A 14,125-nucleotide genomic window follows, 5' to 3' on the forward strand; every position below is an offset into this window, starting at 1 on the left:
CCACCGGACCACGGACGGCAACCAGCGGACGGAGGGCCGCGGACCGATCAGCTCCCGCTACTCGACCACGCTGAGCACGATCTTGCCCTGGATGTGCCCCTGCGCTGCCCTGCGGTGGGCGGCCGCGGCCTCGCGCAGCGGGTACACACTGTCCAGCGCCACCCGGATCCGGCCGTCCGCCAGCAGGGCGGCCAGTTCGGCGAGGTCGGCGCCGCTGGAGCGGACCTGCCAGCGGCCCTGCTGGAGTTCCACCCCGAGCTCGGCCGCCCGCTCGGGCCGGTAGTCGCCGAGGAAGCAGGAGACCAGCCGGCCGCCGCGCCGCAGGGCGGGCAGCAGGCGGTGGGCTTCGGGGCCGCCGACGGTGTCGACCAGCAGGTCGGCGCCCTCGACGACCTCGGCGACCGGGGTGCGGGTGTAGTCCACGAAGCGGTCGGCGCCGAGGCCGCGCAGGAACTCCTCGTGGCGTCCCGAGGCGACCGCGATCAGTTCCTCCGCCCCGGCCAGGCGCAGGAGCTGGAGCGCGAAGTGCCCGACCCCGCCGGCCGCGCCGACGACCACGGCCGGCCCGCCCCCGTCGTAACCGAGGCGCTTGTGCAGGAACTGGAACGCGGTGAGCCCGGCCATCGGGACGGCGGCGGCCTCGACGTGCCCGAGCGCGGCCGGCTTGCGGGCCAGGTCGGCGACCGGCACGACGGCGTACTCGGCGTAACCGACCGGGCGGCCCGGGAAGTTGGCGAGCGCGAAGACCTCGTCACCGACGCTCCACCCGGTGTCCGGGCCGCCGACCTTCGCGACCACCCCGGAGACGTCGGTGCCGAGGATCAGCGGCGGTCGCCAGTCGGGCCGCACCTCGGGCGGGAAGTCGACGAAGCCGCGCCGCGCGTACCAGTCGAGCGGGTTGAGGCCGACGGCGTGGACCCGGACCAGCACCTCGCCGGGCCCCGGCTCCGGCCGCGGCGCCTCCTCGTACACCAGCACCTCGGGCCCGCCGAAGGCGTGCAGCCGGACGGCGTTCATCGTCGCTTCCGTACCCATGCTTCTCCCCAACGCAGGTCGGACTGCCCGGCTAGAATCCGGAGCAGTGCTCCGGAAGAGATTAACCGGAGCACTGCTCCGATTGTCAACCGCGAGGAACCCCATGCCCCTTGAGCCGAGCACTCCCGCCGATCCCCGCACCCCCCGCGCCGATGCCCAGCGCAACCGCGACCGCATCCTGGCCGAGGCGGCCGCCCTGGTCGCCGAGCAGGGCACCCAGGCCTCACTGCGGGACGTCGCCCGCCGCGCCGGGGTCGGCCTCGGCACGCTCTACCGGCACTTCCCCACCCGGGAGGACCTGCTGGAGGCCCTGCTCGGCCGCCGCTTCGACCACCTCGCCGCCCGCGCCGACACCCTCGCCGCCACCGAGCCGGCCGAACGCGCCCTGACCGACTGGCTCTACGAGTTCACCCTCGATGCCGGCGCCTACCAGGGCCTGCCCGCCACCTTGATGGCCACCCTCGAAGACCCGGAGTCCGCCCTGTACGCGGGCTGCCTGCGGATGCGCCAGGCCGGCGGACGCCTGCTCGCCGCCGCCCAGCGGGACGGCCTGATCCGCCCGGACGTCACCCCTCTCGACGTCTTCGCCCTCGCCAACGCGCTGAGCTGGATCACCGACCAGGCGCCCACCCTCACCGAGCGGCGCGACCATCTCTTCCGGCTGGTGCTGGACGGCTTCCGGCCCCGCCCCTGACCCGGCGCTCCTCCGCTCGCCGCCAGGCCGTCCCACCCCGCCCGTTCCTGCTCACCGTTCCCACCGAGCCATTCCCCGGCTCCCGCCGGCAGGCGATCGAAGGGCTGTGGGCCGAGGACGGCGTGCACCTGCTCCGGTCGGGCCACCGCCGACTACCAGTTCCCCGGGCTCTGACCGGCAGCTCGCCGCAGCGCCCGCGCGGTCGCCGCATCCGCCGGAAGGAAGGCCTCCAGCTTCAGCTCGGCGAGCGTGACGTCCACCGCGGTGGCGAAGGAAGTGACAGTCGTCATCAAGCGCAGCTCACCGAGCGAGCTGCGCAGCTCCAGCGGGACGGCGAATCCCAAGTGCTGCTCCGTCACCTCGACTTCTGGCACGTACGAGGACAACTCCTCGTGCAGTTCGCCGAGATGGCGGGTGCGTTCGACGATGTGCCGGGCCCAGGCGGCGAAGTTGAGGATGCGCGGGGCCAGGCCGTCCGGGTGCAGCGCCAGCCGGTAGGCGTTGGTCCCGGGGCCGACGAGGCGCGGGTCGACACCTTCGGTGATCACCGCAAGGGCCGTGTTGGCGGCCACCACGTCGCCCCGGCGGTCCACCACCAGTGCCGGGTAGGGGTGGTGGCCGGCCAGCAGGTGGTCGATCGCCTCCCGCACCGGTGCCAGCTCCGGCCCGTCCAGCGGCGTCTCCGGGTAGGCGGGTGCGTAACCGGCGGCCAGCAGAAGCTCGTTGCGTTCCCGCAGCGGCAGGCCCAGCGACTCGGCGAGCCGGACGACCATTCCTCGGCCCGGTGCGGAGCGGCCGGACTCGATGAAGCTCACGTGCCGCTGCGTCGTGCCCGCACGGAGGGCGAGGTCGAGTTGGCTGAGCCGGCGGCTGGAACGGCGCTCACGCAGCGCTCGGGGGAAGTCCACGCCACCAGCCAACACCGGGCGGGCCGCAGTGCGCCATTCCCCCGGGGGAATTGAGCCCATGCATCCCGGCGACCAGCATCGACGCCATGGACATCGGTGTTTACCTTCCCACCGGCCAGGCCCAGTGGGCGGCAGCAGGCCCCCGCAGCCTGATCGAATTCGCCCGCCGGGCCGAGCAGTCGGGCTTCTGTTCCCTCTTCGTCAACGACTCCCTGCTCACCCCGAGGATCGAACCGCTCACCATGCTGGCTGCCGTCGCCCCGGTGACCGAGCGCATCCGGCTGGGCACCGGCGCCCTGTTGCCGGTCCTGCGCCGCCCGGTGCAGACCGCGCAGACGCTGGCCTCGGTGGACCAGCTCTCGGGCGGGCGGCTGACGGTCGCAGTCGGCGCCGGCTTCCCGGGACGCTTCGGCCGGCCGCTGCACGAACTCTCCCAGGTCCCGTGGGAGCGCCGCTTCGCCCGGCTTGACGAAACGGTCGCCCTGTGGCGGGCTCTCTGGGCCGGGGCGACGGAGTTCCGCGGAGCGTTCCACTCCTTCACCGAACTCCCGCCCGCGACCAGGCCGTTCCGCACCGAAGGCCCACCGGTCTGGCTCGGCGGCGCGACCCCGGCGGCCCTCGCCCGCACCGGCCGCCACTACGACGGCTGGATGCCCTACCCGCCCGACCCCGCCGACTACACCACCGGGCTCGCCGCCGTGCGCGCAGCGGCACGGCAGGCCAGCCGTGCGCCTGAGTCCGTCACCCCGGCCCTGTTCGTCAACGTCCGGATCGACCGCAGCGCCCGGTCCGCCCGCCGCGTCATGGACGCCTACACCCGCGCCAACTACGGTCTGCCGCTTGCCGAGACGGAGCGGATCCAGGCCTTCGCGCTCGGCACACCGCAGGAGGTCGCCGCCACGCTCGCCCGCTACACGGCCGCCGGTGCCCACCACCTCGTCGCCCGCCTCGGCGCGCTCGAACCGCCGGACCAGCTGGAGCAGTTGGACCGCCTCGCCGCCGTCACGAACCTCGGCTCGACCTGACCGCCCCGGCCCCGGCCCGCCCGTTTCCCGGCGCCCGGTCCGGCTCCCGGCCCCACCTCACACACCACCGCCTCACACACCGCGGGTCGCCGGCACCCGGCCGGCCGCGATCGCCGCCACCAGCTCCGCGTGGTCCGCCACCGTCCGGTCCGCGTACCGCACCGCGAAGTCCGCGATCGCCTCGGCGAAGGTGTCCGCGCCGCCGAGGTAGCCCGCGATGGCGAGGCGGTCACCGGTGCGGGCGTGGGCCCGGGCGAGGGTGCGGCCGCACAGGTCGGCGTAGGCGCGCAGGCCGGCAGGTTTCAGGTCGCCGATCTCCACCGAGCCCTTCATGTCCCGCAGTTGGCGTCCGTAGAAGTGGCGCCCGGTCGGGCCGGTGGTCCAGCCGAGGAAGATGTCGCTGGCGGCCTGCATCAGGTGCTGGCCGGTGACGACCCGGCGGCCGCCGTGGTGGGGGGCGACCTCGGCGTCCACCCGGGCGGCCGGCAGGTGATCCTCCAGTACCGACCGTCCGGCCTCCTTGAGCTGCAGGAACAGCGGGTCGCCGGGATCACGGCCCTCCAGCAGGACGATGTAGCAGCGGGTGCCGACGCTGCCGACGCCGACCACCTTGGTCGCGGCGTCCACGAACCGGTAGCGGTCGAGCAGCACCCGGCGGTCCTCGGCCAGGGTGGCCCGGTAGTCGCTGAACACCTTGCCGATGCCGCCCAGTTCGGACCGCTTCAACGGCTCGACGAGCGGCGGCGCACTGATGATTCGCCGCTGCCCGTCCCGTTCCTCGGTGAGTTTGTCGAAGGCCTGCAGGCTGGTGCGGCGCCGGGCGTGCGCGAGGTTGGTCTCGGCGCGCTTGCGCCGGCGGGGTTTGCGCAGCATCGGCAGCAGGTCCGCGGTGTCCACCCGGGTGTACCAGACGTCGAGTTCGCCCATGCCCGCCAGTCGGCGCATCGCGACGGCGTACCCCTCGGCGGCCGCCCGGGCGGCGCGGCGCACGCGCTGCTCGTCCTGGCCGTTGTCGCGGGCGGCGACGGCGACGCTGGCGGCGAGGCGCTTGACGTCCCACTCGAAGGGGCCGGGGAAGGTCTCGTCGAAGTCGTTGACGTCGAAGAGCAGGGCGCGTTCCGGGGAGGCGTACACGCCGAAGTTCACCAGGTGCGCGTCGCCGCAGAGTTGGACGGTGAGGCCGGTGCCGGGGACGGCGCCGAGGTCGGCGGCCATCACCGCGGCGGCGCCGCGCAGGTAGGCGAACGGGCTGTCGGCCATCCGTCCGTAGCGGATCGGCAGCAGCCGGGCCACCCGGTCCTCGGCCTGCCGTTGCAGCACGCCGATCGGGTCGGGCCGGTCGGCGGCGGGGATCCACCGGCCGTGGGCGGAGCGGGACACGCGGTCCCGGGCGGCTCGGCCGCGCCGGCGGCGTTCGGCGGGGGTGGTCATGCGGCAGCTCCGTCCCTCGGGCACCCCTCCCCGCGCCGCCAGGAGGCGACGGGTACCCTCCCCGCGACGCTAGGACACGAGTGCCGGAGGGCGCAGCGCACGCCCTCCGGCACTCGGCCGTTCGGACGAACCGCCCGGGGTCACCGCACGGTGAAGTCCGCCATCATCGCCATGTCCTCGTGCTCCAGGTTGTGGCAGTGCAGCATGTACGTCCCCGCGTAGTCGGTGAAACGCACCAGCACCTCCACCGCCTCGGCCGGGCGCAGGTCCACGGTGTCCTTCCAGCCCGCGTCGAACGGTCCCGGGTCGCCCCCGTTGCGGCCGATGACCTGGAAATGGTCCAGGTGGACGTGCACGGGGTGGTGCAGGTCGGACGAGAAGCGCCAGCGTTCGACCGTCCCGAGGGCGGGTGCCGCGATGCTGCGGCCGGGCTGGTACGGGTCGCCGTTGACCGTCCAGCCGTCGCCGCGGCTGCGGCGGAAGGCGAAGTCGCGGGTGGTGACGGCGGCGGCGGGGTCCAAGGCCTCGACGGCGACGAGCTTGTCGGGCACCATCGCGTCGTCCTTCACCGGCTTCGAGGAGACGTCGAAGCGCATCACCTCCGCCGTCCGGTCGCTGCCGAGGCGGTTGACCAGGCGCACCTGGGTGCCGGGCTCGTAGCGGGAGAAGTCGACCACGACGTCGAAGCGTTCGGCGGGGGCGATCTGGATGCCGTCGTGGGCGACCGGGGCGGCGAGCAGGCCGCCGTCGGAGCCGATCTGGACCAGGGCGCCGCCGCCGGCGGGCTGCGGGTCGAGTTCGAGCCGGTAAGGGCGGGCGTTGGAGGCGTTGAGCAGGCGCAGCCGGTAGCGGGCGCGGTCGACGTCCAGCCGGGGCCAGGGCGCTCCGTTGACCAGGAGGACGTCGCCGAGCACGCCGTTGGCGTAGGGGCCGGTGACGCCGGGGTCGGCGAGCGACGGGTCGACGGCGGGGTACCGGAAGGAGCCGTCGGCGGCGAAGGAGCGGTCGGCGATCATCAGCGGCAGGTCGCGCTCGCCGCGCGGCAGGGGCAAGGCGTCCTCCGCGTCGTCGTGGACGAGGTGGAAGCCGGCCAGGCCGCGCCAGACGCCGGGGCCGGTGAAGCCCATCCGGTGGTCGTGGTACCAGAGGGTGGCGGCGCGCTGCTTGCCCGGATAGGTGTAGCTGCGCTCGCCGACGACGTTGCGGCCCGCCGCGGCGCGCATCCCCGGCATCCCATGCATCTCGTGCGTACCGGGTGTTCCGTGCGTACCAGTCGCGCCGGGCGTGCCTGGCATGCCGCTCATGCCTGCCGTGCCGGCCGTCCGCTGGTCGGCGTCCGTCGCCGATCCCACCGGCAGCAGCAGGTCGACCGGGTAGCCGTCGCTGTCCGCCGGGGTGTGCCCGCCGTGCAGATGGGTCACGGACGGCACCGGCAGCTCGTTGCGGTGCTTGACCACGGCCGTCCGCCCGGCACGGGTGACCACGGTCGGCCCGGGGAAGCTGCCGCCGTACGTCCACGCCTGGGTCTTCACCCCGGGCAGGATCTCCAGCTCGGCGACCTGCTGGGTGATCTCGTAGTAGTCGGTGGTCCCGTCGGTCCGCACGGGCTGCAGCACGGGTGGCACCGGCAGCGGGATCCGGAAGGCCTCGGGCAGGTCGAGTTCGCTGGTCAGCAGCCGACCGGGTTGGCCCGCGGCGAACAGCCGGGCCGCCGAGGGGGCGGCGACGGCGGCCAGCGCGCCCGCGCCGAGCGCGGAGACGCCGATGCCCAGGAACCGGCGTCGGTTCACTTGGACACCTCCAGCGGCGCGCCGGGGCGCGGGAGGCGCCCGCTGCCGTCCGGACCCGCCTCGTACTGCTCCGAGCGGGCGGGCAGCGGCAGGCGCCAGGCGCCGACCAGGCCGAACAGGAGGCCGCTGACCAGGAGCACGCCGAGGGTGACGTGCACGCCGAGCGACCGGGCGTAGCCGGCGGCGATCTGGCCGATGACCGCGGCGGTGAGCAGCCCGGTGGTCCACAGCGGCCAGAGCGGCCCCCGGCCGGGCCACCGGACCACGACGGCCGCCGCCAGCTGGACCACCACGACGGTGGCCAGCAGCATCGCGGTGTCCTCGTGGTCCTTCAGGGAGTCGTAGGTGCCGTTGAGGAAGCTGCCGGCGAGCATGACCTGGAGCAGGGCCAGCACGGCCAGCGCGGTGGCGGTGGTCCGCAGCAGGATCAGCGGCCAGCGGGGCGCGGGGGCGGCAGGGGGGCTGCTCATGTCGGGCCTACTCTCTGCTTCGGGCGGGCGGGTCGGGGGCGGAACGGGGGCGGAGCGGGCGAGAGCGTAGCTGATCGGACATCACGATCAGCTCAGATCAAGGCATTTGGACCATGCGGTTAACCCATTGAGGCGACCCCATGAGTTCCTCTCACCGGGCCGCCCCATGACCTCCTCTCATCAGCCTTCTCTCATCGGTCTTCTCTCATCAGCCTTCTCTCATCGCCCCCCGCTACTGCCGGGCCGCTCCCAGTGCCACCGGTCGGGTCCGCAGCAGCGCGCGGACGGGCAGTCCGGTGGAGCCGACGCAGAGCAGCACGGCTCCGGCGGCCAGCGGCAGGGCGAGCGTCGGCGGAACGTACGGCGAGGCGTTGGCGACGCCCCGGGCGACCGGCACCAGGGTGATCCAGGCGATCACCGCGCCCAGCGCCAGCCCGGTCGCGGCCACCAGCAGCGCCTCCCAGCGCATCATGCCGCGCACCTGGCGCCGGGTGGTGCCGGCCAGTCTCAGCAGTGCGACCTCGCGGCGGCGGTCCAGCACCGTCATCACCAGAGTGTTGGCGGCGCTGACGGCGGCGAACCCGCCGAGCACACCGGCCATCACCGAATTGGCCCAGCCGCTGAGCTCCATGGCCTTGTCGGACTGGGCGGCGAACCCGGCCCGGTCGGTCACGTTCGCCCCGCCCAGCGCGCCCAGCCCGGCGGCCACCGCCGCCCGGTCGGCGCCCGGCGTGTCGGCGACCAGCACCTGGCTGTCGTACCCGGTGGTGACGTGCCCGGTCACGGCGGCCCGGGGCAGCAGCGCCTGGCCGACGCCGAGCCCGCGGCCGTACACGGCGACCACGATGGGCCGGACGGCGGTGCCGTCGCCGAGCCGCAGCGCGACCCGCTCGCCGACCTTCGCGTCCAGGGTGTCGGCCAGTCCGGTGCTGAGCGCGATGGTGTCGGGGGCGCGGCCGAGGTCCGCGAGGGCTCCGTCGCGTACGTCCAGGTCGAGTACCGCGGGCAGCCGGGCCGGGTCCCCGTCGATGCCGAGGGCGGGGGCGGAGCCCAGTTCGCCGCCGCTGCGGTAGACGAGGCCGGTGCGCAGCACGCCGATGGCGGTGTCCACGCCGGGCACCTTCGCGGCTCGTTCGGCAGTGCCGGCGGGCAGGCCGGGGCCGGTGGCGCCGATCACGTGGTCGGCGGTGACAGCGGCCCGGACGTTCTCGCCGGCGGTGTGGCGCAGGGTGCTCTGGAGGATCAGCAGGGTGCCGCAGAAGGCGGTGACCAGGACGATCGGGGTGATCGCGGAGGCCAGACGGCGGGCGTTGGCGCGGGTGTTGTCGGCGGCGAGCGAGCCGGGCGCGCCGGCGGCCCGGAGGGGTGCGCCGAGCACGGCGGTGGCGATCCGTGCCACCCAGGGGCCGAGCAGAGCAACGGCCAGCATGAGGCACATGACCACGCCGAGGGCGGTCTGCGCGGCCTTGTCGCCGTCGAGGGCGGCGGCGACACCGGCGATCGCGATGCCGCCACCGGCGAAGACGAGCCCGAGGACGGTGCGTACCTTGCCCGGCCGGGGCGCCTCGACGGCGGCTTCGCCGAGCGCCTGGCCGGCGCGCAGCTTGGACGGCCGGCGGGAGGCGAGGAAGCCGGCGGTCAGCGCGGCGAGGGTGCAGGTGAGGACGGCGGCGAGCGGCGGCAGCGGGCCGATGTCGAGGTGGATGCCCGCGGGGACGGCGCCGCGCGCGACCAGCTGGTCGAACCACCAGCGGGCGAGGGCGAGTCCGGGCAGGATGCCGAGTGCCGCGGCGACGGGTGCGACCAGCATCGCCTCGGCGGCGATGGTGCGCCGGATCTGGCGCGGGGTGGCGCCGACGGCACGCAGCAGGGCGAACTCGCGGGCGCGCTGGCCGGTGGCGAGGGCGACGGTGCTCATCACCACGAAGATCGCGGTCATCACGGCGTAGCCGCCGAAGCTGCCGCCGATGCCCATCAGCGTGGTCCGCGCCTCGCCGAGGGCGGGGTGTTCGACGGTGCCGCGGCCGTCGCCGGTGAAGGTCCTGGCGTCGCCGCCGACAGCTTGGCGGACCTGCGCGGCGAGCGCGGTGGTGGTCACGCCCGCGCGGGGTTGGACGGCGATGGCGTCGATCCGGCCGGGGTGGCCGGAGAGGCGGTCGGCGGTGGCGTCGGCGAACCAGGCGGTCGGGCCGGCCGGCTGGGCGGCGGCGAGGCCGGAGATCCGGTAGCTCGCAGTGCCGCCGGGCGCGGTGAGCGTGAGGTTCGCGCCGGGCGCGAGGCGGGCGGTGCGCGCGGTGTCGGCGTCAAGCACCACCTCGTTCGCGCCGGGTGCGCGGCCCTCGACCAGGTGATCGCCCGGTCCGGCGATGCCGAGTGCGGCGTAGCCCCGGCCGGTCAGCGCCGGGGCCGAGGCGGAGGCGGGCAATGGGAAGGCGGTGTCCGGCCGGGCGGCGGCGACCCCCGGCAGGGCGCTCAGCCGGCCGACCAGGGCGGCGTCCGTCCGGGCCCGCTCCGGGGTGGCCTGCTCCCGGGTCTCGGTGTCCTCGCCGACCTTCGTCTCGATCTTCACCGCCTGCTCGGCCGCGACCACGACGGGGGCGGAGGCGTAGCGGTCGGGCTTGAGGCCCGCGGTGAGACCGGTCTGCAGCAGCACTCCGCAGGCCACCACGACGGCCGCGCCGAGCAGCAGGGCGACCAGGGTGCCCGCGAAGGAGGCGGGCCGGAAGCGCACCGAGGCGCGCGCGAGTCCGTTCGTCATGCCGCGGCCCCCACCGGGCGGGCGGTGAGCGCGACCATCCGGTCCGCGACGGCCTGCGGGCCGGGGTGCGGCAGGTCGTCCACGATCGCGCCGCCGGCCAGGAACAGCACCCGGTCGGCGAAGGAGGCGGCCACCGGGTCGTGGGTCACCATCACGACGGTCGCGCCCAGGGAGTCCACGGCCTGCCGCAGCAGGCCCAGCACCTCGTGCGCGGTACTGGTGTCCAGGGCGCCGGTCGGCTCGTCGGCGAACACCACGTCCGGGCGGGTGATCAGCGCGCGGGCGATCGCGACGCGCTGCTGCTGTCCGCCGGAGAGCTGGCCGGGCCGCCGCCGGGCGTGCCGGTCGAGGCCGACCCGCTCCAGCAGGTCCCGGGCCCGGGCGCGGTCCTGGCGCTCGCCGGCGAGCCGCTGCGGGAGCAGCACGTTCTGTTCGACGCTCAGCGAGGGCAGCAGGTTGAAGGACTGGAAGACGAAGCCGATGCGGCTGCGGCGCAGCTTGGTGAGGCGGTTCTCGTTCAGCGCGGTGATCTCCTCGCCGCCGAGCCGGATCTCGCCCGCGTCCGGACGGTCCAGGCCCGCCGCGCACTGCAGGAAGGTGGACTTGCCGGAGCCGGACGGGCCCATCACGGCGGTGAAGCTGCCGCGGGCGAGCGCCAGGCCGATCCCGCTCAGCGCCTGTACCGCGCCCTCGCCGTGCCCGTAGCTGCGGCGCACGCCGCGCAGTTCGATCGCGGGGGCCGCCTGCGGTGCGGCGTACGGGTCGGCGCCGTACGCGTCTGTGGCGTACCCGCCGCCGGGGCCGGTCGGATCGGTGCCGTGCTCGTCGGTCCTGCGGCGGAGGTGGCGGCGTGCCATGGAGGGGCCTTCCTTCGGTTCCGTGTCGCTCGTCGTCAACGTGCTCCACGCTAGGAAGTCCGGGCGCGGCGAACCATGGAGGTCACCGGCGGACCGGTGGTGGGGTTATCCCCACGGCGGTGGTCGTCCCCGCAGCGGTCGTGCCTACGGCGTCGTGCCTACGGAGGTTGTCCCTACAGCGGCTCGGCGGCGATCCCGAGGTAGGCCGCGCACAGTTCGGCGAGCCGCGGGTGGGCGGGGTCGAGGGCGGTGCCGTCGACGGCCGCGAGCGGCCGCAGGCCGATGCCCGCGTTCACCGCGAACGCGGCGGTGAAGCGGCCGAGCTCGGCGACGGGCAGCGGCTCGCGGGACTGCGGTCCCTGGTAAGCCCCGGACAGCAGGGCCTCGGTGACGCCGGGCAGGCTCGGGCCCTGCGGCCAGACCAGCCCGTCCTCGTCCAGGAAGCCGACGTTCCAGGTCGCGCCCTCGGTCACCCGGCCGTCCTCGTCCACCAGCAGCACGTCGTCCCAGCCCGCGAGTTGGGCCTGTCGGCGGTGGTGGACCAGGCCGAACAGGCCGACGTGCTTCACCTGCGGCAGCTCCCGCCGGTACGCGACGCTGCGGACTCGCAGCGGGGCGGGCTCGGCGGCCGCGGCCGGGCGGGTGGTGACCAGCAGGGCGGGCGCGGCCGGGGCGGCTGGGCGTTCCAGGCCGAGTGCCGGGTCGTACACGGTGACCCGGACGGTCACCGGCGCGCCGTCGGCGGGCAGCACCGCACGGATCCGCTCCCGCACGGCGGCCTGGTCGAGCTCGGCGGCGAACAGCGTCCGGCAGTCCCGGACCAGCCGGTCCAGGTGCAGGGTCAGGCCGCGGACCCGGCCCGCCTCGGCGCGCAGGGTGGTGAAGTGCCCGTAGTTGAGCAGCCCCAGCGCGGCCAGCCGCGCCGGGTCGGCCGGGGCACCGTCGATCTCGATCTCAGCCATCCCCCGAGTCTGCCAGCTGCGGAGAGGGCAGCGCGGTCGGCGCCGGGGCCTGTGCCGCGGGCGCGTGGGGGGCGGGCACCTGGGGGTGCGCGGTGGCCGTGCCGCGGCCCGTCGCCCGGGCGGCCCGCTCGAACTCCTCGATCCGGTGCGCCAGTCCCTCCGGTTCGCCCGCGTCCGCCCAGCGCCACGCCTCGGCCCACCACTGCGGGCCGCGCACCAGGGGGAAGCCCGCCAGGGCCAGGTGCAGGGCCAGCGTGGAGCGCGCGTACTCGTGCACCCAGCCGTCGGCGCCCCGGTAGTCGGCGGTCTCGTCCAGCCGCAGCCAGCGGCCCTCGCGGCCGGCAGCCAGTATCGGCACCCAGCCGCGCGACCGGTCGGCGACCAACAGGAGCAGCCGGCCGTCCTCCTCGCGCACCCGGTAGGCGGGGAGTTGGGGCATCCGCGCAAGCGAGAGGGAGCGCTTCCAGCCGATCACCCACAGGCCGCGGCGCAGGTAGTAGCGGACGGCCGGTCGCCAGGTCCAGTGCGCCTCCAACCGGAACCCGGGCAGGCCCTCGGCGGTGGCCGCCCGGTACACCGCGTCCAGTGCGGCCGCGGCCAGCCCGCGCCCGCGCGCGGCCGGGCTCAGGTAGAGGGAGGAGACGGCGAGTTGGCCCGGGCCCTTGGTCCAGTTGTCCACCGCGACCGTGCCCGCGACGGTCCCGCCCTCGTCCAGGATCCAGTAGCGGCGGCGGTACAGCTCCCCGCCGGGCCACTCCCGGCCGCTCTCCCCCAGTCGTGCGCGCCAGTCGCGCTCGGCCCGCGGCGCCAGCGCGTCCGGGGCCACCAGCTCGCCCAGCTCGCCCTCCACCAGGGACACCAAGTCCCAGAGTGCGAACCGCTGTTCTTCTCCCTCGGCGGCCGACCTCAGCCGCGGGCCGGCCGCCAACCGGTCCTGCGCCCGCTCCACCGCCCCGTCCCACGTCCTCACCACGCGGCCACCATAGCGGGACCCTGAGACATTCCGTAATTCAGTGGACACCGAACGTAAGATCGGGTACGAATTCGGCTGTCCGATCAGCCTGGTTCCCACCGGCTTGTCCGGGAGGGTCCGTTCGGGGAGGGAGATCCCCATGCGTGGCATCTTCGTACGTGCCGTCGTCGGGGCGGCGCGCGCCCTAACCGACGGCCTGGCGCGCCTTCGGGGCCTGGTCCGCCGGGTCGGCCGCGGGCCGGGGCGGGGGCGGGCCAGGACGACGGCCGCGACCACCAGCGCGCCGCCGGCCAGGGCGTTCCAGCCGACCGGTTCCGCGAGGAACAGCGCGCCGATCGCGGTGGACCAGAGCGGCATCACGTAGGTGACGGCCGAGGCCACAGTCGTGCCCGCGGTCCGGACCAGGCCGAGGTTCAGCAGGTACGCCAGGCCGGTGCCGACCATGCCGAACCCCAGCAGGGCGACGGCCGGGCCGGCCCCGGGCCAGTGCGGGGCCCCCGCGGCGAGCGGTGCGATGACGGCCAACTCGGCGGCGGCGCAGCCGACCTGGAGCGCGGACAGGGTAGTGACCGACTCCGGCCGCCCGGACAGGAAGCGCCGCAGGTAGGCGAAGCCCGCCCCGTAGCAGCAGGCGGCGGCCAGGCAGGCGAGGCCCCCGACGGCCTCGCCGGAGCCGATGCCGTGCCAGACCCCGAGCACGGTGAGCACGCCGACGAAGCCGAGGGCGAGGCCGGTGAGTCGGCGGGCGCCCGGGCGGCGCTCCTCCGGGACGGTGAGCACCGCGAACAGCATGGTGAACAGCGGCGTGGTCGCGTTCATCACCCCGGCGAGCACCGAGCTGACCCTGGTTTCACCGAACGGGAACAGAATGAACGGCACGGTGTTGAGCAGCACCGCGACCACCGCCGAGTGCCCCCACAGCGCACGATCGCGGGGAATCCGCTCGCCGCGCAGCAGCAGGACGGCGCCCAGCGTGAGCGCGCCCAGCAGGCAGCGCCACAGCGCCACGAAGACCGGGGGCACCCCCGCGTCGACCGCCACCTTGATCAGCGCGAAGCTCGCACCCCAAATCGCCGACAGTGCCACAAAACCCGGCAACCAGCGCCGCACCGCAAACACCCCCGCATTCCTCCGCTGTTCCCTGCACCTGGACAGAGGATGCTGTGCCGCCCGACCATGAGTCCAACAAGTGGCACTCCGGCCTGGATGAGGAAGTCTCATG

11 protein-coding genes are annotated in these 14,125 nt (G+C 74.9%); 2 read left to right on the plus strand and 9 right to left on the minus strand.

The window, feature by feature from the left end; genetic code table 11:
- Positions 1 to 57 precede the first annotated feature (57 nt).
- Positions 58 to 1,035 (minus strand): NADP-dependent oxidoreductase, encoded by a 978-nt coding sequence (locus CRP52_RS06515; RefSeq protein ID WP_257032318.1) that lies wholly within the window; start codon positions 1,033 to 1,035, stop codon positions 58 to 60.
- Between the two features lie 103 nt (positions 1,036 to 1,138).
- On the opposite strand from CRP52_RS06515, the gene CRP52_RS06520 reads away from it, so the two are divergent.
- A complete protein-coding gene (locus CRP52_RS06520) occupies positions 1,139 to 1,729 on the plus strand; it encodes a TetR/AcrR family transcriptional regulator (protein ID WP_097235524.1) in 591 nt (196 codons plus the stop codon).
- A gap of 152 nt (positions 1,730 to 1,881) precedes the next feature.
- Here the strand turns inward: CRP52_RS06520 and CRP52_RS06525 are convergent, their stop codons facing one another.
- Complete coding sequence (locus CRP52_RS06525; RefSeq protein WP_097235525.1) at positions 1,882 to 2,637, minus strand: helix-turn-helix domain-containing protein; 756 nt, start codon at positions 2,635 to 2,637, stop codon at positions 1,882 to 1,884.
- Positions 2,638 to 2,723: 86 nt separating this feature from the next.
- Between CRP52_RS06525 and CRP52_RS06530 the strand changes: the two genes are divergently transcribed.
- The gene (locus CRP52_RS06530) at positions 2,724 to 3,662 is read left to right on the plus strand and encodes an LLM class flavin-dependent oxidoreductase (protein ID WP_097235526.1); all 939 of its coding nucleotides are present in this window, start codon (positions 2,724 to 2,726) and stop codon (positions 3,660 to 3,662) included.
- 72 nt (positions 3,663 to 3,734) lie between these two features.
- On the opposite strand, the gene CRP52_RS06535 is transcribed toward CRP52_RS06530, so the two are convergent.
- The 7 genes from CRP52_RS06535 to CRP52_RS06565 all read right to left on the minus strand — a co-directional run bounded on the left by CRP52_RS06535 (position 3,735) and on the right by CRP52_RS06565 (position 14,022).
- A complete protein-coding gene (locus CRP52_RS06535; RefSeq protein ID WP_097235527.1) occupies positions 3,735 to 5,093 on the minus strand; it encodes a DUF2252 domain-containing protein in 1,359 nt (452 codons plus the stop codon).
- A 140-nt stretch (positions 5,094 to 5,233) separates the two neighbouring features.
- Positions 5,234 to 6,883 carry a multicopper oxidase family protein gene (locus CRP52_RS06540; protein WP_097235528.1) on the minus strand — a complete coding sequence of 550 codons (1,650 nt, stop codon included), beginning with the start codon at positions 6,881 to 6,883 and terminating at the stop codon, positions 5,234 to 5,236.
- Positions 6,880 to 7,353, minus strand: a complete 474-nt coding sequence (locus tag CRP52_RS06545; RefSeq protein WP_097235529.1) for a hypothetical protein — start codon at positions 7,351 to 7,353, stop codon at positions 6,880 to 6,882. Before CRP52_RS06545 ends, CRP52_RS06540 begins: the two co-directional genes overlap by 4 nt.
- Positions 7,354 to 7,585: 232 nt before the next feature.
- Positions 7,586 to 10,111: an FtsX-like permease family protein gene (locus CRP52_RS06550; protein WP_097235530.1), complete on the minus strand. Its 2,526-nt coding sequence runs from the start codon at positions 10,109 to 10,111 to the stop codon at positions 7,586 to 7,588.
- Positions 10,108 to 10,968 (minus strand): ABC transporter ATP-binding protein, encoded by an 861-nt coding sequence (locus tag CRP52_RS06555; protein ID WP_097235531.1) that lies wholly within the window; start codon positions 10,966 to 10,968, stop codon positions 10,108 to 10,110. The genes CRP52_RS06550 and CRP52_RS06555 overlap by 4 nt, the downstream gene beginning before the upstream one ends.
- A 173-nt stretch (positions 10,969 to 11,141) precedes the next feature.
- Positions 11,142 to 11,930 carry an aminotransferase class IV gene (locus CRP52_RS06560; protein WP_097235532.1) on the minus strand — a complete coding sequence of 263 codons (789 nt, stop codon included), beginning with the start codon at positions 11,928 to 11,930 and terminating at the stop codon, positions 11,142 to 11,144.
- The gene (locus CRP52_RS06565; protein WP_218893073.1) at positions 11,923 to 14,022 is read right to left on the minus strand and encodes a DMT family transporter; all 2,100 of its coding nucleotides are present in this window, start codon (positions 14,020 to 14,022) and stop codon (positions 11,923 to 11,925) included. The genes CRP52_RS06560 and CRP52_RS06565 overlap by 8 nt, the downstream gene beginning before the upstream one ends.
- Positions 14,023 to 14,125: the final 103 nt, after the last annotated feature.

It is taken from the genome of Streptomyces sp. 1331.2, from assembly GCF_900199205.1.
Taxonomy (GTDB): domain Bacteria; phylum Actinomycetota; class Actinomycetes; order Streptomycetales; family Streptomycetaceae; genus Kitasatospora.

Bases quoted from the DNA above. Each gene is read 5' to 3' on its own strand.
- CRP52_RS06515 (WP_257032318.1), bottom strand. From the start codon at position 1,035: ATGGGTACGGAAGCGACGATGAACGCCGTCCGGCTGCACGCCTTCGGC.
- CRP52_RS06520 (WP_097235524.1), top strand. From the start codon at position 1,139: ATGCCCCTTGAGCCGAGCACTCCCGCCGATCCCCGCACCCCCCGCGCC.
- CRP52_RS06530 (WP_097235526.1), top strand. From the start codon at position 2,724: ATGGACATCGGTGTTTACCTTCCCACCGGCCAGGCCCAGTGGGCGGCA.
- CRP52_RS06535 (WP_097235527.1), bottom strand. From the start codon at position 5,093: ATGACCACCCCCGCCGAACGCCGCCGGCGCGGCCGAGCCGCCCGGGAC.
- CRP52_RS06545 (WP_097235529.1), bottom strand. From the start codon at position 7,353: ATGAGCAGCCCCCCTGCCGCCCCCGCGCCCCGCTGGCCGCTGATCCTG.
- CRP52_RS06550 (WP_097235530.1), bottom strand. From the start codon at position 10,111: ATGACGAACGGACTCGCGCGCGCCTCGGTGCGCTTCCGGCCCGCCTCC.
- CRP52_RS06555 (WP_097235531.1), bottom strand. From the start codon at position 10,968: ATGGCACGCCGCCACCTCCGCCGCAGGACCGACGAGCACGGCACCGAT.
- CRP52_RS06560 (WP_097235532.1), bottom strand. From the start codon at position 11,930: ATGGCTGAGATCGAGATCGACGGTGCCCCGGCCGACCCGGCGCGGCTG.